Source organism: Microbacterium testaceum StLB037 (genome assembly GCF_000202635.1).
GTDB lineage: Bacteria > Actinomycetota > Actinomycetes > Actinomycetales > Microbacteriaceae > Microbacterium > Microbacterium testaceum_F.
The window spans coordinates 1,631,660-1,653,250 of record NC_015125.1 but is presented as its reverse complement, the minus strand read 5'-3'; the positions used below and the strand labels follow the sequence as shown (position 1 = coordinate 1,653,250).

At 68.4% G+C, this 21,591-nt stretch carries 21 protein-coding genes; 15 read left to right on the top strand and 6 right to left on the bottom strand.

The genetic code is table 11. The features are described from left to right. Positions 1-151 precede the first annotated feature (151 nt). On the top strand, positions 152-1,315 hold the full coding sequence (locus MTES_RS07585) for a hypothetical protein (RefSeq protein ID WP_013584642.1): 1,164 nt from the start codon (positions 152-154) through the stop codon (positions 1,313-1,315). 73 nt (positions 1,316-1,388) lie between these two features. After that, entirely contained in the window at positions 1,389-2,477 is a 1,089-nt protein-coding gene (locus tag MTES_RS07580; protein ID WP_148272835.1) for a hypothetical protein, read from the top strand. Between the two features lie 88 nt (positions 2,478-2,565). On the opposite strand, the gene MTES_RS07575 is transcribed toward MTES_RS07580, so the two are convergent. From MTES_RS07575 to MTES_RS07565, 3 genes are read right to left on the bottom strand one after another with little or no spacing between them, the layout of a single operon-like run. After that, positions 2,566-3,315: a 3-hydroxybutyrate dehydrogenase gene (locus MTES_RS07575; RefSeq protein ID WP_013584640.1), complete on the bottom strand. Its 750-nt coding sequence runs from the start codon at positions 3,313-3,315 to the stop codon at positions 2,566-2,568. A 27-nt stretch (positions 3,316-3,342) separates the two neighbouring features. Beyond that, a complete protein-coding gene (locus tag MTES_RS07570) occupies positions 3,343-4,455 on the bottom strand; it encodes a putative FMN-dependent luciferase-like monooxygenase (protein ID WP_013584639.1) in 1,113 nt (370 codons plus the stop codon). Next, a complete protein-coding gene (locus MTES_RS07565) occupies positions 4,452-5,357 on the bottom strand; it encodes a phosphotransferase family protein (RefSeq protein WP_013584638.1) in 906 nt (301 codons plus the stop codon). The genes MTES_RS07570 and MTES_RS07565 overlap by 4 nt, the downstream gene beginning before the upstream one ends. Positions 5,358-5,493: 136 nt before the next feature. Here MTES_RS07565 and MTES_RS07560 point away from each other — a divergent pair, with 136 nt between their 5' ends. Continuing rightward, positions 5,494-6,555 (top strand): LLM class flavin-dependent oxidoreductase, encoded by a 1,062-nt coding sequence (locus MTES_RS07560; RefSeq protein ID WP_013584637.1) that lies wholly within the window; start codon positions 5,494-5,496, stop codon positions 6,553-6,555. A 214-nt stretch (positions 6,556-6,769) separates the two neighbouring features. Here the strand turns inward: MTES_RS07560 and MTES_RS07555 are convergent, their stop codons facing one another. Both MTES_RS07555 and MTES_RS07550 read right to left on the bottom strand, forming a co-directional pair. Beyond that, complete coding sequence (locus tag MTES_RS07555; RefSeq protein ID WP_013584636.1) at positions 6,770-8,083, bottom strand: O-acetylhomoserine aminocarboxypropyltransferase/cysteine synthase family protein; 1,314 nt, start codon at positions 8,081-8,083, stop codon at positions 6,770-6,772. After that, positions 8,076-9,017, bottom strand: a complete 942-nt coding sequence (locus tag MTES_RS07550) for an ATP-grasp domain-containing protein (RefSeq protein WP_013584635.1) — start codon at positions 9,015-9,017, stop codon at positions 8,076-8,078. The genes MTES_RS07555 and MTES_RS07550 overlap by 8 nt, the downstream gene beginning before the upstream one ends. Positions 9,018-9,206: 189 nt before the next feature. Between MTES_RS07550 and MTES_RS07545 the strand changes: the two genes are divergently transcribed. From MTES_RS07545 to MTES_RS07485, 12 genes are all read left to right on the top strand, one after another. Further along, positions 9,207-9,557, top strand: a complete 351-nt coding sequence (locus MTES_RS07545; protein ID WP_013584634.1) for a DUF6507 family protein — start codon at positions 9,207-9,209, stop codon at positions 9,555-9,557. Beyond that, entirely contained in the window at positions 9,554-11,443 is a 1,890-nt protein-coding gene (locus MTES_RS07540; protein WP_013584633.1) for an alpha/beta hydrolase, read from the top strand. Before MTES_RS07545 ends, MTES_RS07540 begins: the two co-directional genes overlap by 4 nt. A gap of 83 nt (positions 11,444-11,526) precedes the next feature. Then, positions 11,527-11,934 carry a hypothetical protein gene (locus MTES_RS07535; RefSeq protein ID WP_013584632.1) on the top strand — a complete coding sequence of 136 codons (408 nt, stop codon included), beginning with the start codon at positions 11,527-11,529 and terminating at the stop codon, positions 11,932-11,934. A gap of 290 nt (positions 11,935-12,224) precedes the next feature. Next, positions 12,225-12,497 carry a hypothetical protein gene (locus tag MTES_RS07530; RefSeq protein WP_043361172.1) on the top strand — a complete coding sequence of 91 codons (273 nt, stop codon included), beginning with the start codon at positions 12,225-12,227 and terminating at the stop codon, positions 12,495-12,497. A gap of 79 nt (positions 12,498-12,576) precedes the next feature. Then, on the top strand, positions 12,577-13,389 hold the full coding sequence (locus tag MTES_RS07525) for a hypothetical protein (protein WP_013584630.1): 813 nt from the start codon (positions 12,577-12,579) through the stop codon (positions 13,387-13,389). Continuing rightward, positions 13,389-14,333: an AbaSI family restriction endonuclease gene (locus MTES_RS07520; RefSeq protein ID WP_013584629.1), complete on the top strand. Its 945-nt coding sequence runs from the start codon at positions 13,389-13,391 to the stop codon at positions 14,331-14,333. Before MTES_RS07525 ends, MTES_RS07520 begins: the two co-directional genes overlap by 1 nt. Further along, positions 14,330-15,454, top strand: a complete 1,125-nt coding sequence (locus tag MTES_RS07515; RefSeq protein ID WP_013584628.1) for a hypothetical protein — start codon at positions 14,330-14,332, stop codon at positions 15,452-15,454. Before MTES_RS07520 ends, MTES_RS07515 begins: the two co-directional genes overlap by 4 nt. Positions 15,455-15,499: 45 nt before the next feature. After that, positions 15,500-16,429 (top strand): ABC transporter ATP-binding protein, encoded by a 930-nt coding sequence (locus tag MTES_RS07510; RefSeq protein ID WP_013584627.1) that lies wholly within the window; start codon positions 15,500-15,502, stop codon positions 16,427-16,429. Continuing rightward, on the top strand, positions 16,426-17,223 hold the full coding sequence (locus tag MTES_RS07505) for an ABC transporter permease (RefSeq protein ID WP_013584626.1): 798 nt from the start codon (positions 16,426-16,428) through the stop codon (positions 17,221-17,223). Before MTES_RS07510 ends, MTES_RS07505 begins: the two co-directional genes overlap by 4 nt. Before the next feature lie 25 nt (positions 17,224-17,248). Then, entirely contained in the window at positions 17,249-18,352 is a 1,104-nt protein-coding gene (locus MTES_RS07500) for a sensor histidine kinase (RefSeq protein WP_013584625.1), read from the top strand. Beyond that, the gene (locus MTES_RS07495) at positions 18,349-18,954 is read left to right on the top strand and encodes a response regulator transcription factor (protein WP_013584624.1); all 606 of its coding nucleotides are present in this window, start codon (positions 18,349-18,351) and stop codon (positions 18,952-18,954) included. The genes MTES_RS07500 and MTES_RS07495 overlap by 4 nt, the downstream gene beginning before the upstream one ends. 879 nt (positions 18,955-19,833) lie before the next feature. Continuing rightward, positions 19,834-20,781, top strand: a complete 948-nt coding sequence (locus MTES_RS07485; RefSeq protein WP_013584622.1) for a hypothetical protein — start codon at positions 19,834-19,836, stop codon at positions 20,779-20,781. Positions 20,782-21,147: 366 nt separating this feature from the next. Here the strand turns inward: MTES_RS07485 and MTES_RS07475 are convergent, their stop codons facing one another. Beyond that, the gene (locus MTES_RS07475; protein WP_013584620.1) at positions 21,148-21,534 is read right to left on the bottom strand and encodes a DUF779 domain-containing protein; all 387 of its coding nucleotides are present in this window, start codon (positions 21,532-21,534) and stop codon (positions 21,148-21,150) included. Between the last annotated feature and the right edge of the window lie 57 nt (positions 21,535-21,591).

Below are 21,591 nucleotides of genomic sequence, written 5' to 3'. Positions count from 1 at the left end.
GGGCTTATACGCGCATGGGCGTCGCCAGACAACCTTCATAGTCTAACGGATGCCGCCTCGCTCGGCGGAATCCTCCTCGGTAACGTGGTCCTCGATCACGACCGTGGGGGGACGGATGCCGGGAATTCGACCGTTCGACGCACGTGCGCTGATGGATCCGCTCGATGCGACGGCTGCGAGGGCGTTCACGAAGCGCCTGCGCCAAGAGGGCTGCGTCTCCGACGGCGGCAAGATCGCCGCCATCATCGTCTACGTCGTCATGCTCATCCTGATCGGCAGCTTCTCCCTGGTGGGGCTCGTCCTGCTGATCGCGTTCGCCCCGGTGCTCAAAGAGGGTGCCCTCGTCATCGGCATCCTGTTCGCGTTCCCCGTCCTGCTGTGCGTCGGAGTCATCGTCGGAGCCTTCTTCTTCGGCCTGCGCGGCGACCGCATCGCCCAAGAGCGACGCTGGCGACTCGCGCGCTTCGCGCAGGCCGTGAGCATGGAGTACGTTCCCTCGATCAGCCAGCCGCCGCTGCCCGGGTCGATCTTCCAGCGCGGCAGCGGACGGACCGCCGTCGACGTCCTCCGCGGGCGGGAGCCGCGCTTCGTCGAGGTCGGCAACTACCACTACACGGTGAGCAACGGGAAGAACCAAACCACGGTGCGATGGGGATACATCGCCATCAAGCTCAACGTGCCGCTCCCCCACATCGTCCTGGATGCCTCGGGCAACAACATCTCGCTCGGGACGTTCGACCGCGACCAGCACCTGAGTCTCGAGGGGGACTTCGACCGGTACTTCCGGCTGTACTGCCCGCAGGGGTACGAACGCGATGCGCTGTACCTCTTCACCCCCGACGTCATGGCGCGCTTCATCGACAACGCGGCGGTGTTCGACGTCGAGATCATCGACGACTGGCTGTTCCTCTACTCGTCGGGCGACATGTCGACGCTCGACCCCGGACGCTGGGCCTGGACGTTCTCTCTCCTCTCCGCCCTGCTCGACAAGCTCGCGCAGTGGGAACGCTGGCGCGACGACCGGTTGCTGCCGGCCGCGGATCCGGGGGTGCCGTGGGGGCCAGGTGTTGCGGGCGCGGCCGCGGGCGCCCCGAGCCTGGCGGCACCGGGGGGAGGGATGCCGGGGGCTGTGGCATCCGCTCCCGCTCCTGTCGCGCCGGTGCCGCTGTCGGCGCCGCCCGGCGTCGCTCCCCCGGGTCGCCGCCTGCGCCGCGGCGTTCCGTGGCTGGTGCTCGGGATCCTCGGCGGCGTCCTGGCACTGGGTCTCGCCCTGGTCGGCGGGATGGCGCTGCTCCCCGTGCTCTTGCTGCGCTGACCACGCTGCTGCCCTGACCACGGCTCGGTAACCTGGGCCGCGCACGACGAGACCCTCTGAGGAAGGTGTGCCCGTGGCATCCGGAACTCCCCCGTTCGACCCCACGCCCCTGACCGCGCCCGTCGACCGCGCCGAGGTACGCGCCTTCACCGCTGATCTGCGTCGGCGCGGGGCGTTGCGGACGAGGTGGGTGTCGGGTCTCGTGCTGACCCTCATCGCGAGCGCCATCGTGCTCTTCGCGTTCCCCTCGCTGCTCGCGCTGATCTACACGCTCACCTCCGGCCGGAACACGGTCAACCCTGTGTCGATCTTCTTCGTGCTGTTCCTGGTCGCGGTCATCGCGCTGGTCGTGGTGGCGATCGTGCGCGCGTTCCGCGGGAGGGCCGAGCGACGCTTCCGGCTCGACCGCTTCGCCCGCGCGAACGGACTCGAGTGGCGCGGGGACGTCGACGACCCGCCCCTCCCCGGCATGATCTTCACGCAGGGCCACTCGCGCGAGGCGAGTGACGTCGTGAGCGGCTACCGTCCGCGCTTCATCGAGGTCGCGAACTACACGTACAAGACGGGATCGGGGAAGAGCGAGACGACGCACAAGTGGGCGTACGTCGCGCTCCGGCTCGACACCCCGCTCCCCCACATCGTTCTGGATGCCGTGGGCAACAACGGTCTGTTCGGGGCGTCGAACCTGCCGATCACGTTCACGCGTGGACAGCGTCTCGGGCTCGAGGGCGACTTCGACAAGCACTTCGCGCTGTACTGCCCCGAGGGGTACGAGCGCGATGCGCTGTACCTGTTCACGCCCGACGTCATGGCGCGGTTCGTCGACAACGCGGCCGCCCTCGACGTCGAGATCGTCGACGACTGGCTGTTCCTCTACGCGCGGCGCGACCTCTCGACCCTCGACCCGCGGACGTGGGAATGGCTGTTCACCACGGTGGCGGCGATCGAGGAGAAGGTGGCGCAGTGGGCGCGCTGGCGCGACGAGCGGCTCTCGTCGTCGGGCGTCGCGTCGGCCATGCCGATGCTGATTCCACCCCCGGTGGGCGTGGCTCCGACCGGCCGGCGCCTCAAGCAGGGCGTGTCCTGGGTGACGGTCGTGATCGGCGTGATCGTCGTCGGGTACTGGATCGTGAGCATCGTCTCGGACGTGTTCTTCCGCTGACGCGCGCTCCGTGAGCTCCGCCGATCGATAGGGCGCGGGGGAGTTGCGGCGTGTCTTGGACACTCGCCGCGAGGTCCGTGTGGGGACGTCAGTGCGCGGACCAGCCGCCGTCCATCGTGTAGCTCGCGCCGGTGACCATCCCGGCGTCGGGACCCGCGAGCCAGAGAGCGAGGGATGCCACCTCATCGGGCTCGACGAGTCGCTTGATCGCGGCATCCTGGAGGAGGACCTTCTCGAGCACCTCGGACTCCGGGATGCCGTGAGCTTTGGCCTGGTCAGCGAGCTGTTTCTCGACCAGTGGCGAGCGCACGTACCCCGGGTCGATGCACACGCTGGTGACGCCGTGCGGCCCGCCCTCGAGGGCGGTCGTCTTCGACAGGCCCTCGAGCCCATGCTTCGCGGTGACGTACGCCGACTTATATGCCGATGCGCGTATGCCATGAACACTCGAGACGTTGAGGATCCGGCCGAAGCCGCGCTCGTACATCCCCGGGAGCGCCGCGCGGATGAGCAGGAAGGGCGCCTCGAGCATCAGCCGGAGCATGAACGAGAACCGCTCCGGATCGAACTGCTCGATCGGACTGACGTGCTGGATGCCGGCGTTGTTGACGAGGATGTCGACATCGAGGGTCAGGTCCCGCAACGCGGCCGTGTCGGAGAGGTCGACCGCCCACGCGCGGCCGGCGATCTCCCCCGCCACGCGCGCGGCAACCTCGCCGTTGACGTCGGCCACGGTCACCTGGGCGCCGGCATCCGCGAATCTCCTCGCGATGGCTTCGCCGATGCCGCTGGCTCCCCCGGTGACGAGCGCCCGATGTCCGGTCAAGTCGATGCTCATGCCCACTCCTTCGTGCATCGAGTCTCGTCACCCTTTCCGCGCGTGTCCAGACGAAGCCGTCGCGACCGGGGAGCGGCGGCGGTCCATCACACCGGTTCGGCGGGGACTCCTGTGGTGGGCAGTCAGGTTCCGCAGCTCGGCGGCGGCTTCGGCGCCGGTGCGGAGACCGAGGCGAGGAGCCACCTGCGTCGCCAGCAGCTCGAGCGAGCGCAGGGTGATCTCGTGGGCGGGGTCGACGGAGTGCACCTGGAATGCGACATCGGTCGCACGGCCGAGAGTGAGATCGGCCTCGAGAGAGGCGACGACCTCGTCCACCGTGCCCAGGTGCGTGTCGGTCAGGCGGGCGACGTCGCGCAGGTCGCTGGCGCCGTCCTGCCGGAGGAACGTCCGCGCGAGACGCCGGAGGCCGGCGTCCGCCGTCTGCCACGCGGCGTCGAGGTCGGCGGCATCCACCACGACGGCGCTGCGCGAGGCGAGGATCCGCGGCTCGACACCCGGTGGCAGCGCCTCGAGGTACGCGTCGACGATGGGCCGCTGCACGTCGTGCAGCGCTTGGCCGGGCTTCTTCGGCTGGGTCCGCGAGAGGAGCAGACCGTCGCCGTCGAGCCCGGCCCGACGGCCGCCCTCGACCGAGAACGTCGCTTGCCACAGGCGTACCGCAAGGTCGGGTGCCGGGGGATTGAGCACCGAGGACGTGCCCCGGATGCCGCGCCCGCCGAACGCCTCGCGCAGCACCTCGATATGCGCGGCCTGGATCTCCCGCCGGTCCTCGGACGAGCGCTGGAACGCGGCGAACGATGACGGTGTCCCGCCCGTGCCGATGCCCAGCTGCACGCGCCCGTTGCTCAGGGCGTTGACGACGGCGGCGTCCTCGGCCACGCGTACCGGATCATCGATCGGGAGGGTCACGATCCCCGTACCCAGCGCGATGTGCTCTGTCTGGACGGCGGCCGCGGCGAGGAAGGGAAACGGCGAGGGCAGTCCGCCCTCGTCGCGGTCGAAGTGGTGCTGCGCCACCCAGAGCGAGGCGAAGCCGTGCTGCTCGGCGGCCCGGACCTGCGCGAGCGCCCGACGGTATCGCTCGCCGTCGGTGCCGGCATCCAGAAGTCGCGTGAAGAATCCAAGCCGTGCGCCGCTCATCGCACCGTCTCCCGTCCCGTTTCGTGGGCCGTTCTCCGTCGCATGCCGTCCGGGGAATGTAGGCGCGCGGTCGCCCATGCGGCGGCCCGGAGGACCTCGGCCTCCGGGCGCTCGTTCACGATCGAGAACGCGATCACCTGGAGGGGATGCGTTGCCGCCACGACCCGCGCCCGCCGGACGACCTCCGGCGGACGAACGCGCTCGATCACCTCCCACCCGTGCCACACGGCCAGGGCGGCGACGTCGACCGCCGGATCACCCGCGCTCGCGAGATCCCAGTCGATCACCCCCGCCACGGTGCCTCCCCTCCACAGCACGTTCGAGCCGGCGAGATCGCCGTGGACGAGAGCGTACGGCGCCGGGTCGAGGCCCGCGAGGGCATCGGCGGCCTGACGCGCGGCATCCCGGACCTCCGGTGAGAGCAGCGGGACCGCGTGCTCGACGATCACCGGATGCCACTCCCCACCGCCCATGAACGCGTGCGGGATCGCGAGGTTCGGATCGTGCGGGTCGATCGGCACGGCGGCGAGCGCGTCGAGGAGGCGCTCGAGTGCGGTGGCCTCTCCGTGTCCACTCGGATGGGGGATGCCCTCGAGCCGACGCTGCACGATCGCAACCATGTCTCCGTCGGACAGCGGATCGGCGAGCGCACGCGGGACCGCGAAGGGCAGGTCGGGGAGGGCGTCGATGAGGGCCTGGGCGCGGCGGGATTCCGCGGCCGCCGACGCGGTACGGCCGACCCGCACGGCGGCTGTGCCGGCGAGGACGACGAGGTTGGCCGAGCCGTGCTCGACCCATTGCCACTCGCCCGGCACCACGGGCTGCCCGGCGGCCCGGAGAGCCGCAGCGACAAGAGCCTCGGCGCGGGGGCGGTCGGGGGTGACGTACCGCGTCTCGACCATGCTTCGAGCCTAGGCCGGGCGGCGCGGGGTCGAAGGCGCTGGGGGGAAGGCGCTGGGGGGAAGGCGCTGCGTCGAAGGCGCTGGGTGGAAGGCGCTGCGTCGCGCCGGGGCCCGTCGCTCGGGTGAGGATGGAGGCATGGCATCCCCTCAGCGCGTGCGATTCGGCTACTGGACCCCGATCTTCGGCGGGTGGCTGCGCAATGTCGACGACGAGCAGACACCTGTCTCGTTCGCGCACATCGCCGAGATCGCGCGGGTCGCCGAGGAGGGCGGCTTCGATCTGACCCTCATCCCCGAGCTCAACCTCAACGACATCAAGGGTGTCGAGGCTCCGTCGCTCGATGCCTGGGCGGTGACCGCGGGCCTGGCCGCAGTGACTTCGTCTCTCGAGCTGATGACCGCGGTCCGCCCGGGATTCCACAACCCGTTCCACACGGCGAAGCAGGCCGCGACGATCGACGAGATGAGCGGCGGTCGGTTCACCCTGAACGTCGTGTCGGCGTGGTGGGCCGAGGAGGCCAAGCAGTACGACGGCCTGTTCAGCGCGCACGATGACCGTTACGCCCGCACGATCGAGTGGGTGGAGGTGCTGCGCGGGCTCTGGTCGGAAACACCCTTCGCGTACGCGGGGGAGTACTACCGCACCGAGGGGACCTACACCGAGCCCAAGCCGCGAGTGCGCCCGCGCCTGTACGCCGGCGGCGAGAGCGAGGCCGGTCGCACCGCCATCACGCGCTTCGCCGACGCGTACCTCACGCACGGCGGGACCCTCGAGGAGCTGTCGGCGAAGGTCGCGGACATGCGGCAGCGGCGGGCTTCCGCCGGGGGGAAGCCGTTCGAGGCGTTCGGCATGGCCGCCTACGCCGTGGTGCGCGACACCGAGGAAGAGGCGCAGACAGAGATCGCACGCATCACGGACGTGCGCGGGGGAGCGGCGTACGGGTCGTACCAGGACTTCGTGAGCAAGTCGAAGCTCGACACCCCCGTCGACCTGAAGGAGTACTCGGTGTCGAACCGCGGCCTCCGCCCGAACCTCGTCGGCACCCCCGACCAGGTCGCCGAGCGGATCGTCGCGTTCGCGGACGTCGGCGTCTCGACGCTGCTCCTGCAGTTCTCACCGCACCTCCCTGAGATGCAGCGTTTCGCCCTCGAGGTGATCCCGCGCGTGCGCCGTCTGGAGGCGCTGCGCGACGCCTGAGCCCGCGCGGTGTCCACCGTGAGGGGCGACGCGCGCGACACCCCTCCACCCATTCGCTGTCCAAGACACCCGGACGGTTTCCGGAATCGTCCGGGTGTTTTGGACACTCAACGACCGCGCGCGGGCACGCCGGCACGGCCCCCGCAAGGCGCCGGGCGCACGGGCGCACGGGCACACGACACACTGGACGCGGAGTCCGGGACCGGCGCGACGGTCAGATGGCCGCGCGCAAGGCCTGGTCGAGGTCGGCGATGAGGTCTTCGGCATCCTCGAGTCCGATCGACAGGCGAACGAGACCGTCGCCGATGCCGAGGCGGTCGCGCGTCTCTTGCGTGAAGCCGAGGTGCGTGGTGGTCGCGGGATGAAGGGCCATCGATCGGGTGTCGCCGATGTTCGTCATGCGGCTGAAGAGACGCAGGGCGTCGAAGAACCGCTCCGCACCATCACGGCCACCGCGCACGGTGAACGAGAACACCGAGCCGGAGAGTCCGCCGTAGTCGCGAACGGCGAGAGCGTGCTGCGGGTGCGACGGGAGGCCGGCGTAGTCGACGCTCTCAACGGCGTCGTGCGTCTCGAGCCACTCGGCGATGGTGCGTGCGCTCGCGAGGTGCTGGCGCATGCGCACAGACAGCGTCTCCATGCCCTGCTGCAGCAGAAAGCCGTTCAGAGGGGACAATGCCGGGCCGGTGTCGTTCGCGATCCCGAACCGCAGTGAGAATTCGAAGGCGCGCGGACCGAACGCGTCGACGAACGACGCATGCGTGGCGATCGGCGTCTCCGTGATCGCGGGGTAGGAGCGGTCGGATGCCACCCAGTCGAACGTTCCCCCGTCGACCACCGCCCCGGCGAGGTTCGCCCCGTGGCCGGAGAGGAACTTGGTCGCGGAGTGCACGACGACGTGGGCGCCGTGCTCGATCGGGCGGATCAGGAACGGCGTCGCGATGGTGTTGTCGACGATGAGGGGGATGCCGTAGCGCTTCGCGACGCGGGCGACGGCGGCGATGTCGACGATGTCGTTCTTCGGATTGGGCAGCGTCTCGGTGAAGATCGCCTTTGTCTCGGGACGGACGAGGGCGTCCCATTCCGCCTCGTCGTCAGGGTCCCAGACGTACTCGACGGTCACCCCCATGCGCGCGAACGTTCGGTCGAACAGCACGCGCGTGCCGCTGTAGATGCTCGCGGTGGAGAGGATGTGTTCGCCACTACCCGCCAGCGCCAGCAGTGCGGTCGTGATCGCCGCCTGACCCGACCCGACGACGATCGCTCCGCTCCCACCCTCGAGAGAAGCCAGACGCCGTTCGGCCACCTGGTTCGTCGGGTTGAGGTTGCGAGAGTAAAGGTGCCCGAGATCGGCGCCCGCGAACCGGTCGGTCGCCTCTTGAAACGACGCGAAGCGATAGGCCGCCGACAGGTGGACGGGCGTCACGCGGGAACCGTGCGTGAGGTCCTCCACCTCCCCAGCGTGCACTTGACGCGTCTGGAAGCCGAAGCCTTCCCACTCCGCGTGCGGCGCTGCAGCCTCAGCCACGGGCCGCCACCGCTTCCTGCGGCAGGAGCGAGCCGAGCCAGCGCGCGATCTCGCGCGGACCTGAGCGGGGGGCCGCCGCCTCGACGTCGGGGTTGTAGTTCGTGTTGGTGTTCACGTCGTAGGTGACCGTGCGGCCGTCGCGCGTCTCGATGAACTCGATGCCGGCGATGCCGATGCCCTCGGCGGCCAGGAAGGCCAGGTACCGGTCGATCAGCTCGGGGTCGACGTCATCCCGACGACGGAACATCGGCTCGGGCTCGATGCCGTCGGCACCGGGAACGGCGCAGGCTTCGGCCGGGCACAGCTCGAAGCTTCCCGCGCTCGTGTCGACGCGCACCGCGTAGACCAGCGAACCCGCGACGAACTCCGCGCGCGTGATGAACGGCGCCTTCGCGACGAGCAGCTCCTGCAGGAGCGTGATCCCGTCGGGCGACGGCTCGAAGTCGGGGCCCTCGACCCACGCCGCGAACTCCGCGACGGAGTCCCACCGCCGCACACCGAGGCCCTTCCCGCCCTGGTTGTGCTTGCTGATGAAGGGCGCACCGAACTCCGCAGCCCGCTCGACGATCCCCTCGGTGCCGAGCACGGCGACGGTACGCGCAACCTCGATGCCCGCGTGCTGAAGAGCCACGTGCTGCGCGACCTTGCTCACCTCGAGCTCGAGCACGTCGGCGCCGTTGACGACGGTGCGACCCCAGGACGCGAGCCACCGGAGAACGGCCCGACCGTAGTCCTTGCTGTGCGCGCGATCGCGTGTGTGCGCGGAGGCGCTCAGCCGCGACCAGAACACACCCTCCGGCGGCTCTGTCGAGAGATCGATCGCCCCCTCGGTCAGGAGCCACTCTTTGAGCGGCACTCCCTCGGCATCGAAGGCCGCCTGGAACGGCGGCAACCACGAGGGGTTGTCATGGATCACGTACACGCTGCCCGACATGTCGCCAGGCTAGCCCGGGGCCCCGACATCGGGTCCGCCCATCGTCACGTTGCGACACCGGCCCCGGTCGAAGGTTCATCGCGGTCACGACATGCGGGGGTTCCAGGAGGGTGATGACGCGGATGAAACTCAGCGTGAGTTATCCACACGACGCCTTCACCGCCCCCGCGGCCTACCTAGTTTTACCGGATGCGTTATTCCGTGGATGCCGTCGGCGTGGCGGCCGTCATGTCCGATGTGGCCGTGTGCTTCGACGATGTCACCGCCGCTGTGGATCGCACCCTTGCCGCTGTTGACGACGCGGTGGCCGCGCTCCGCTCGGACGCATCCGGTGTGCTCCGTGGCCTCGAGTCCGTGTTCTCGCCACGCAGACAGAGCGGCCCAGGTATCGCCGCATACGCCGGCGAGGTCGCCCGGAAGCTGCAGGATGCCACGATCGCCTTCGTCACCGGCGACGACGAGATGGCCGCGCAGACGACCGCCATCGCCAAAGGGGTCCTTCCGTTGACGAAGCGTGGTTTCGGGGCGGTGCCCAGATGAGCGAGCTCATCGATGTCACCGACGTGCCGGAGCTTCCCGCCGATGCCACCTCGCTCGTCGCGGCCGCGGACACGATGGCGGCCGCCGCCCTGACGGTGCGTCAACGTGTCGATGAAGCCACCGCGAGGTGGAGCACTCTGCCCGACGTCTTCGATACGCCCGACACAGCCTCGGTGGTCACCGCCCTGCAGCCCGCCTCCATGGCGGCGAACGACCTCGACGACGCATCGGCTGCAGCATCCACAGCCCTTCGGGTCCTCGGCGAGAGGCTGAGCGCTCTCGGTTCGACTCGCGCTCGGTTGATCGAGGACATCGCCGCACATCGGTCCGCTGTGCTCGCCTACCGGGAATCGAACGACGTGGCCGACGACCCGGACGACCCGCTGGCCGGGTGGGGGCCGTACAGCTACTCCCGGAACGAAGAGCTCGAGGAGCGCTGCGAGAGCCTGCGACGCGCGCTGCGCGCCGCCCTCGTCGAGTGCGAGCAGGATCTGCGCCGGATCGGTGATGTGGAGCGTGCCTCACCGGTGATGTGGTCCCGAGTGGTGCCTCGATATCTCTCGCTGACCTGGGCCCAAGAGAGCGAGGACTTCCGTTCACGCATCTCGATGAGCATCCTCCACCGGCTCGCCACCATGGAGGCGGATGAGGTGGCGCGGATGTTGGCCGAGCATCCCGATTGGCCCGCGATGCTGCGCGATCACCCACCGGCCCCGAAGGACGTCGCCGCATGGTGGCGGAATGTGGATGCCTCTCACGCAGCCGCCCTGATCAGCGGGGCCTCGCTCATCATCGGCAACCTCGAAGGGGTGACGTACCGGTCACGCGACCTCGCCAATCGCACGACGCTTACTCACGAGATCGACGCGGCGCGCGCCGCCATAGAGACGGAGATGAATCGTGCGGATCCAACCTGGGGACCGGAGTACGGCGTGGGAGGCGGAAAGGAATCACGGCTGAAGTATCTGAGGGAGCGCCTGGACAATCTGTTGAACATCGAGGCGGCGCTGGACGCTCCATCGGAGGCTCCCGATCGGCAACTCATCATGCTGAACGACGACCGCCCTCCACTCGCGGCCATCTCGATCGGCGACCTTGATCAGGCTTCTACCGTGACGTACGCAGTGCCCGGGATGGGAAGCACATCTCGTGACATGACAGGTTGGGCCAGGGCTGCGCAGAACATCTCAGACGAGCAATCCCACGCCGCAGCGGCTCATGATCAGGCGGTGGTGGCATGGATGGGCTACAAAACGCCGCCCGTGCCACTCAGTGAGGGCGGCATCGACGTGATGAGCAACGAGTACGCGCGGACCGGTGCACTGAATCTGAGTCGTGCGCTGTCGGGATTCACCGCGACTCGAGCGGATGATCCGAGGTTGAGCGTCGTTGGGCACTCCTATGGGACGACGACCGCCTCGATCGCGCTGACTCTTCCGGGGACGCCGAGAGTGGATGCGTACGTCGCGCTCGGCTCGGCGGGGCTTCCCGCCTCCATCGAATCAGCGTCCGAGATCAACTCGAACACCGTCTACGCGGGGCAGGCGCGCAACATGATCCCACTCATGGAAAACGGCCAAGGGGACCAGTGGGCGTGGGTGGGTCGAATGAGCCCTGACCATCCGATCGATCCGACCGCGGATTCTTTCAGAGCACAGACCTTCGGGACGGATGGAGACAACGGGATGCACCCTGTGACCGACCACAACGTCCTCGTCGAGCCCGAACGCGGATGGGGATATCTCGACCTGGGAACGGAGTCACTCTTGAACACTGCTCTCGCTACAGGCGGTCAAGGCGGGCTCACTCCCGCGGTACCAAAGAGCAGGACCGCTCTTCAACAAGGTTGGGAAAGCATCATCAACACCCCCGGGTTCAGCTTGTGATCGCCCTTAGGCTCATCGCCGCGGCCCTGGCGATCGTTCTCGCGGGAGCCCTCGCGAGCTGCGCCACGACGAAAGAAGACTTCATGACGCCGCAAGAGGCTCAGCAGCAGGTCATTGAGATCTTGGAGGGCACCATGCTCGCCTCCGGCGCGACCGGCTGGGTGCCCGACCGCAAAGGATTGGCAATCCCGCAAGAATGCGTCCGAAACGGCCAGAGTGGCGTTGCCTTCGGGCACGGCGCGTACACAACGACCTTGGGCTCCGATCCCTTAGCCGACGCTCAACGCGTCGCCGACTACTGGGAAACCCTCGGGATCAGATCCCGCATGGTCACCGACCCGGTGCCCCGAGTCTTCGGCGAGGGTGGACCAGTGAACGCGATCTCGTTCAGCACCGCCCCTACATATGCGATAAGTGTCGGCGGCCCGTGCGTTCCGGGGAACTCGTATGACTTCTACGACCAGACTCCGACACCCCGGCCGTGGCCCTGACTCCCGCACCCCCGGGCCCCGCGACTCAGGGTATGGGCAGGGATATCCTCGCGGCGCTCGTTGTGAAGGTGCGGCGAGGCTGCCGTGTGGCCGCAGCAATGGCCTCGCTACTGGGGATCGTCGGGTGCGCGGCCAACCCGTCAGGACACATGACGACTCCGGAGCAAGCACGAGATGACGTTGTCTCTGTCCTGTACGACACCATGAACGCTGTCGGTGCCCGTGAGTGGGTGCTCGACGCTAAAGGCGCGCCCCTGCCCGGTCAGTGTTCAGTGGATGGGCAAGAAGGGGTGACTTTCTCGCTCGGAGGTTACGCGCAGACCGAGGGCACCGACCCTGCCGCGGACGTACAGCGCGTCGCGGACTACTGGGCCAGCCTGGAGATCACGTCACGGATCGTGTCCAAGCCCGTCCCCGTCGTCTTCGGATCGGGCGGCCCCGTCAATGCGATCTCCTTCAGCACGGCGCCCACCTACGCCATCAGCGTCGGTGGCATCTGCGTTCCGGGCAACCCCTTCGACTACTACGACGACGACTACCGTGCTCCATCGCCCACGCCGTAGCCCTTTCGACACCCGAATCCGAACGAACCCGAACAGCTGACGACCACCTCGACGCACCGGCATCCCATTGGATGAAACGGTGGACATTGAACTCCTCGACTTCGCGTTCGGAGTCGTAACGACCCTCGCGCTGGGACTCCTGACCGTCTTCCAGTTCGTCGGCGACCACCGCCGTCGGCGATTCGAAGACACCCAGATCGCGCTCGACATCCAGGCCTCACTCACGACGAGGGAGATCGTCGAACTCCTCGCGAAGCCGACGCTCTCGGCATCCGACCGCGACTTCCTGACCTATGTCCACGGCGTCGCACTCGATCGGCAGAACGCAATGACGGCGTTCAACGATCTGAAGCCCCAGGTCCGCGACGCGGTTCTGGCATCCATCAAACGCGTGTACGCGGTCGTGCAGTCGGATGAGGGTGCCCGCACGCGGCAGGAGGCGGCCGACGCCACCTTCCATACCAATGTCGTCGATCGCACCAAGTTCACCTGGGGCGACGACCCCGAGAAGCTCGGCAAGTGGGATGTGCTCGCCCTGGCCGGCGCGCGATGGCTGCGTGAGCACCCCGAGATCACCACCCGCGCCGCATTCGACGAAGCGTTCGGGGACATGGTCCGCCCGGTCATAGAGCCGCACGCGGCGGGTGGCCCATTCAACCCGCGCCTGCTTCTGCAGCAGGTCGTCCACCCCGGCCAGAAGGAGGGTGAACGAAAGAAAGGCGAACGTTGGCTCACCTCGCACGGTGACGACGGAGTCATCCGCCTCGACGGCGAGACCCTCCGCACCGGCTGGAGACTCGGTTTCGGCTCCACCAGCGGCGGCGCCGCGCACCTCGCGATGATCGACCACTTCCGCACGGTCCTCGGCTACGACATCCGACCGGTCGACTGATGCCTCGCATCGACCGCGTCCGCACCGCGGATGCCGACAAGCCCCTCGCGGTTCCCCCGATCGACGCCGAACTCGAATGGCAGGCGCTGCGGCTGCAGAAGATCGTGCACAAGAAGTTCGAGGTGTGGGCGATCAGCCGCATCGTGCACGCGTTGGACGACCCCGAGATCGAATGGGTCACCCAGCAGGCCGTTCCCGCCCGCGAAGCCGAAAAGCTCGCGCTACTCGACCTCTACTTCCCGCAGTTCCGGTTGGCCGTAGAGATCGACGAGCTCCAACACGTCGACCAGGTCGCGCAGGACCGGCTCCGGGAACGCCGGGTCATCGACATCGCGAACGTCGAGTTCTGGCGGTGGAAGATGCAGGACATCCGCACCCTGGACGACGCGCGGGAGCGGATCGACGAGTTGGTCGTCGACATCCGCGAGCGGAAGCGCGCACAGATCAAGAAGGGCACCTTCGTGCCGTTCCGGTTCGGGCGCACGTCCGACCCCGCCGAATGGATCGTCCGTGGGGGAGTCGGCGTCCAGGAGGATGCCCGTTTCCGTCGCCACATCGATGTCGCCCGTCTCTTCGGCAAGGATCTCGTCATGCACCGCTCCGGCATGCTGCGTGTGTCGCCGACCGTGCAGGTGTGGTTCCCGAAGCTCTACCCGAACAAGGAGTGGCACAACGCGCTGCTCGACGACGGCCGGCGCATCGTGCAGCGGCTCGCGGTGGATGTGACCGTCGGAGTCGACCCCGCTCCACTTCCGGTCGGCACCGGCACGGGGGAGAAGAGACTCGTGTTCGCGCACTATCGCGACGAGTTCGGGCGGATCTACTACCGCTTCGTCGGCGCTTTCGAACACACGGGCCAGGACGGTCACAGCGCCGACTTCCGCCGCATTGGGGAGCGGATCACCGTCGACGGCGCGGGCGGCTTCGAAATCGTCCGGCCGTGACCGATCTGACCCCCTACGTCCGCATCGTGCAGCGGGCGGAGCGCGCGAGTCAGCTCTCCGATCCCGCCAAAGCGCGAGAGGAGATCGCAAACCTCCTGGAGGAGCTGCGCGCGCTCGGTCCGCCCGAAGACCCGCGGGCGCGTGAGCGCATCTGGACGCAGTTCCAGGCCGCCGAGAACCGCGTGTCCACTCCGACGCCTCCTCCCCGCCGTCCCACCGCGCGCGAGGCCCTGCACCAGAGGGTGGCTCGGATGCGACGCATCACGTGGGGGAAGCTCGCCCTCGACGCCGTCCGGGGCTACGCACGGGCCTTCGCGTTCCGTGGGAGCGACCACCGAGCCCGGTTCTGGCCCTTCGTCCTCGTGGGCCTGCCCCTCGGCATCCTGATCATCGGCGCCGTGAGCCGCATCCCGGCACCGTCCGCCGTCGTCGCGGCGACGGTCGTCGCCCTCGGCGGGTGGTGGGTTCTGTCGTTGACCGCCGCCCTGTGGCGGCGTCTCGACGATGCCGGGACGCCGACCTCCTTGGCGATCGGCGCGATGCTCCTGCCTGCGGCTCTCTGGTTCGACGCCTTCGTCATCTCCTTCTTTCTTCCGCCGCAGCCCCTCGCCGGTATGTGGCCGGTGGCTGCGCCCCTCCTGATCGCCACGACGGTGCTCTGCGCCGCCTCCACCGTCACGAATGTCGTCGTCGCGTGCTGCCTGCCGGCCGGTCGCATCCGACGGTGGAATCACGGCGGCGGGATGCTCGTCCTCGCCGCCCTCTCACCTGTCGTCGTTCCCGCCCTGTGCTTCGTGGTGTTCTTCGCAGCCGTCTTGAGAGTTTTCACCATGGGGGGAACGCCGCGAACCACCCGAGTGGCGTCCTCTCGACGACGCGTCTCAGGGCGACTCGCCGCGGACGGAACGTGGCGGAGTGGCCGCAAGGTCACCGTGCGATCCCACGAGCGTCGCCTGACAGGGACGCGCTCCTCCACGGCCGATGAGGCTCTGTCCCTCTCTGCGTGGGGCGGAGCCGGACTCGCCGCACGGATGCTGGGCGCGCCCGCAGTCATCTGGGACATCGCGTTGATTCCCCGCACCCGCCCCACACCCATGACGAACGTCACCCCCACAACGTGACGGGAGTCTGAGGTCGTGCGGCCGACTTCCGGCCAGCATGAAGACATGACCTCCTCCACCCCCACTCCCGCCGCGATCGACGCGCGGGGCGTCGTCAAGAGCTTCGGCTCCGTTCATGCCGTCCGCGGCATCGACCTCTCGATCAAGCCGGGCGAGATCGTCGCGTTCCTCGGCCCGAACGGCGCGGGCAAGACCACGACGATCGACATGATCCTCGGTCTGAGCACCCCCGATTCCGGCTCGATCAGCGTCTTCGGGCACAGCCCCCGCGGCGCGATCGCCCGGGGTCTCGTCTCCGCGGTGCTGCAGACGGGTGGGCTGTTGAAAGACCTGACCGTCCGCGAGACCGTCGAGCTCACGGCGAGCCTGTTCGCCGAGAAGCGTCCCGTCGATGAAGCGCTCGAGCGGGCCGGCATCCGGAATCTGGCGAGCCGACGCGTCGGCCTCTGCTCGGGTGGAGAGCAGCAGCGGCTGCGCTTTGCGATGGCGCTCGTGAGCGACCCCGCCCTGCTCATCCTCGACGAGCCGACCACCGGCATGGACGTCGAGGCGCGCCGCTCGTTCTGGAATGCGATCCGGGCGGATGCCGCCCGTGGCCGCACCGTCATGTTCGCGACGCACTACCTCGACGAGGCCGACGAGTACGCCGACCGCATCGTGCTCATGCGCGGGGGAGAGATCGTCGCCGACGGCCCCACGTCCGAGATCAAGAACCTCGTGTCCGGTCGCATGGTGCACGCGACGCTTCCGGATGCCGATCTCGCCGCACTCGCGGCCCTCCCGGGCGTCGACTCGGTCGAGACCGCCGGCGAGCGCGTCGCCATCCGCACGAGCGACTCCGACGCCCTCGCGCGCCACCTGCTGACCACCACGGACGCGCGCGACGTGGAGATCACGGCGCAGAACCTCGAGAGCGTCTTCCTCACCCTCACCGCCGACAACGCCGCGCCCGCCCTGAATGGAGCAGTCCGATGACCGCCATCGCCCTCGACCGCCCGGTCCCCGCCTTCGGCGGCTTCACGCTCACCTACCTCCGCATCGAGCTGATGCGCAAGCTCCGCAACCCGCGCAGCCTCCTGTTCACGGTCGCGTTCCCCGTGCTGATGTTCTTCATCGTGGGGTTCCAGACACTCGACGTTCCGCTGACCGATACCCCGTTGGCATCCGGGGGAGTGTCGGTGGCCGCCTACATCATGGTCTCGATGGCCATGTACGGAACCATGATGTCGGCGACCCAGACCGGGGCGTCGGTCGCGGTCGAGCGCGCGCAGGGCTGGAGCCGCCAGCTGCGCCTCACGCCGCTGAACCCCGTCGCCAACGTCGTCGTCAAGATGATGGCAGGCATGATGTTCGGCCTCATCGCGGTCATCGCCACCTACGCCGTCGCCGCCTTCGCCGGCGTGACCCTCGCCCCCGTGCAGTGGATCGTGACGGGTCTCGCGGCGTGGCTCCTGGCCAGCGCGGTGTTCACGACGCTCGGTCTCATGGTCGGATACATGGTGCCGGGCGAGAACGCGGCGCAGATCACGAGCCTCGCCGTGGTGCTGCTGTCGTTCCTCGGCGGCCTGTTCTTCCCGCTGTCCTCGATGCCCGACTTCCTCCAGGTGATCGGCAAGCTGACGCCCGTGTACGGCATCGGCGAGCTCGCCCGGTCGCCTCTGACGGGGGATGCCTTCGACCTCGGCGCCCTGATCAACGCGGTCATCTGGCTCGCGGTGTTCATCGCGGGGACCGTGTACTTCTTCCGTCGCGACACGCGGCGCGCGTGACACGCCTATCGTGAACGACGTGAGCATGACGACCGGCCCGGAACGAGCGATCGTTCCGGGCCGTCGCCCGTTTCAACGCGGGTGGCTGATCGGTTCCTCGATCTCGCTGATCTGGACCCTCCCGACGCTGCTCACCCTGTGGGAAGAACCGGGCCTGGCCCCGCGGGTCGTCGGAACGGCGATCGTCGTCGTGTTCGCGGCGCTGTTCATGGCGACCGCACCCCTCGCGCGCATCACCCCGTCGTTCGGCCGCCGGTTGCTTCCCCCCGTGGCGCTCTTCGCTCTGAGCCTGTCCCTCTGGCCGTGGCTCGGTGCCGACGTCCGGTGGATGTGGACGTTCGTGGGCGTCTCGGTCGCTGTCTCGCGCATGGGGCGCCGGACCATGTGGACGACCGTGGGCGTGCTGAGCGGCCTCTCGTTCGCCGTGGGGGAGTGGAGCGGCGCCGACACCTTCACGAGCGTGCTCAACTCAGCGATCATCCTCTCGATCTCGATCATGATGTTCAGCTTCATGCAGAACATCACCACCCTCGAGCGCCTCCGCGACGCGCAGGCTCAGATCGCCGAACTCGCCGCAGAGAAGGAACGCGGCCGCGTCGCGCGCGATGTCCACGACATCCTCGGCCACTCCCTCACCGTGATCACCGTCAAGGCGGAGCTGGCCGGAAGACTCCTGGATGCCGGCTCCCCGGCCGCCCGCGACGAGATCACGCAGATCGAGCAGCTGGCTCGCGGCGCCCTCTCCGACGTCCGCACGACGGTCCACGGGTATCGCGGTGTCAGCATCAGCGGAGAGCTCGCGGCCGCGCGGGCGGCGCTGGAGAGCGCCGGAGTCTCCGCCGACCTCCCCGGAACGACGGAACAGGTGCCCGCCGACCGCCGCGAGCTCGCGGGCTGGGTCGTGCGTGAAGCCGTGACGAACGTCATCCGCCACTCCGGTGCCACCGCCTGCCGAGTGCGGCTCGACGGACGGTCGATCGAGGTGGCCGATGACGGGTGCGGCCCCTCGACCACGGCATCCACGGGCTCGGGGCTGACCGGCCTCCGGGAGCGGGTAGAGACGTCCGGCGCCCGTCTGACTGTCGGCCGTAGCGACCTGGGCGGATTCAAAGTGAAGGTGGCCTGGTGATCCGACTCCTCATCGCCGATGACCAGGCGCTCGTGCGCGGCGCCCTTGCGGCCTTACTCGGTCTCGAGCACGACATCGAGGTCGTGGCGCAGGTCGGCCGCGGCGACGAGGTGGTCGAGGCCGCGCGAGCGTCCGAAGCCGACGTCGCCCTGCTCGACATCGAGATGCCCGGCATCGACGGGATCGCCGCGGCATCCCTCCTTCGTTCCGAGGTTCCCGGATGCCGCGCCCTCATCGTCACGACCTTCGGACGCCCCGGCTACCTGGCGCGTGCCATGCAGGCCGGCGCGTCGGGATTCGTGGTGAAGGACACTCCGGCCGCGGAGCTGGCCGATGCGGTGCGGCGCGTGTCTCTCGGCCTCCGCGTCGTCGATCCGGCCCTCGCCGCGGAGTCGCTCGCGCAGGGTGACTCACCGCTCACGGAGCGGGAGACCGACGTGCTCTCCGCGGCGCGCGACGGCGGCTCGATCGCGGACATCGCGCGCACGGTCCATCTGTCCGAGGGGACGGTGAAGAACCATCTGTCGAGCGCGATCGGCAAGACCGGGGGGCGGAATCGGGCGGATGCCGTGCGGGTGGCGGTGGAGCGGGGGTGGCTATAGCCCTCGCTAGGTGTGGCTCCGCACGTGTTCCGGAGCCACACCCGACGATCAGTCAGCTACCGCCATCGCGGTGAGCGATCGCAACAGCACACAGAGGAGTCGCGAGGAGAAGGATGACTCCTAGCGCTCCGCCCCACGATCCCTGCACGGTCACGGCATGTGCACCGCCCTCTGCGGAGAACCCACGGAACGTCGCGACGAGCGGAATCTGAATCGTGACGACCTGACCGAACGCCAATGCGGTGAGCGCGAGCGCGGCGACGATTGTCACCCCGATCGAGATGGCGAACGAACAGACCATCATGAAGAGTCGATCGGCGCTGAGTCCGCGCCTCAGCTCACGTCGACGGCAAACAGTGAACCTCATCGGGCACCTCTCGCACAGAAATCCCGCGTTCCTCGAAGCGGGCGTCGGGCCCGGGGGCACCACAAGCTAGCGAGCACAGCACGGACGACGGAGCATCAGGGATCTGTTTTCACCCGGCTGGTGGTGAGGTTCGCCCGCTCACGCCTGCTCACTACTCAGCGACGGCGGCCAGATCGCCGACTCCGCGCGGGGCACGTCGCCGTGGAACGGAGAAAAAGCCATGTCGCGCGCGATCGGCAAGACCGGCGGGCGGAATCCAGCGAATGCCGTGCGGGCGACTGTGAAACGGGGCGGCTGCAGCGGCGCGATAGCTCACCGCGGGTCACCCTCTGGGCGAATTCGCGTTGTCGTCCGTTTGGGTGACACCGACTCCGGATGATGAAGTTTTCTTCAACCTTGCATGTAAACATGCGCATCTCAATATGCTCCTATCCGCGACCTTCCATCGTCTGCACTCGGTCATGTCGGTGACCTCGTCGTGCCTACATCGTGGTCGTAGAAAGGTGCATCCAATGAGAATCTTCACCGCGCGCCACCGGGCGGCGCTCCTGTCGAAGGTGAGCGTCGCCGCAATCGCATGCTGTGTCGTCGCCTTCTCGGCAACACCGGCCTCGGCAGAAACCAGCGTAGATACGGCCGATCCTTCTGCCGTCGCAGCGCTCGTGGCGGGCGCCACACCCGACGGCGCACAGCCGGTCGATGCGAGCGCGACGGGCATTGCTTTCGAAACGTTCACACCTGACGCCACAACCACTATCCCCGTTGACCCTGCACAGCCGATCGAGGTGACGGCCGACGTAGCCGGACGCGAGATCTCGGCAAACATCACTCTGCCGAACGGACTCGACCTCGCGGCCGCGGAGGCCACCGCTGACGGAACCGTCGTCTACCCGAGCGAGAGCGACGCAAGTGTAGCTGTCCAGACCCTCGAGTCCGGCGACACCCGGGTGCAGACGGTGATCCCTGATCGAGATGCCACTCATGAGGCTGCGTTCGGCATGGAAGGCTTCCGTGCGGTCATCGACTCCGCGGGCAACGCCGGCTTCGTGCAGAACGGAAGCGAGGGTGCCTTCGTCCCCGTCGATGCCCCCTGGGCCACAGACGCGACAGGGGCGTCGGTGCCCACGCACTATGAGGTGCGCGGCGATCGACTGGTACAGATCGTCACCCCCACGGCCAGCACGGCCTACCCGGTCGTCGCTGACCCCACCTGGGGCTGGCGCAACGCCGCTTGGGGTCTCACCCTGAGCCGATCGGAGACGGCGAGCATCAAGGACTACGCCGCCGCCGCTTCCTTCTGCGCCGCGCTCGCTCGTAACCAGAGACTCACACTCGCGTGCGGTCTCTGGTCGGGATACCTGCAGGTGCAGGCAGCCACGGCGAACAGACTGCGGCCGAAAGGGTGCCTGCACATCGTTGTCGCCCCACTGCCCGGCGCCATCTCACACACGTACTGCTGAGCCGTGCACGAGATCCTCGAGTTCCTCCGCGTCCCCGTGGTCGTGACCGTGCTTGCGAACCTCGTCGGTGTGGGTACGGGTTTGGCCCTCGAGCTGCGAAGTTCCCGCGCCCTGTGGGGCAGCGTGAGCGCCGTGTGCTTCGCCGCTCTCAGCACCGCGGCGCTCGCGCCCGAAGCTGTCCTAGCGCCCTCAGGTATCTGTCTGGGGTACGCCGTGACCGCCATGATGAGAAACCGCACCCGACGGCAACTCAAGACGGCCGATAGCACAGAGAACTGACCCAGGGCACCCCGGAAAGGTGCCCGGGGTGCCCCTCCTTGTGCCTCGATGGGCGCCGTCAACTACTCACCTGCTGTCCCCGCCACGTCACGCACCCACCCCGAACGCCACCGCCTCCTCCTCCGTCAGCATCCGCGACCGGATGAGGAATCGCATCCCCGTCGGCCCCTCGACTGAGAAGCCCGCGCCGCGCCCCGGCACGACGTCGATCGTCAGGTGCGTGAACTTCCAGTACTCGAACTGCGACTCCGACATGAAGACCTCGATCGGCTCCTCTAGACCCACCTCGATGGTGCCCAGGCGCACGTCGCTCGGTCCGGTCAGGAACATCCCCACCGGGTAGCACATCGGCGAACTGCCGTCGCAGCACCCGCCGGACTGGTGGAACATCAGGGGGCCGTGCTGGGCCGTGAGGTCGCGCAGCAGCGCGGCCGCGGCATCCGTCACGTCCACGCGGGAGAGCTGCGTCGTCATGTCCCACTCCTTTCGGTTCATGTCCCAGAATGTGTCGGCTGGAGGTCCCGTAACCCG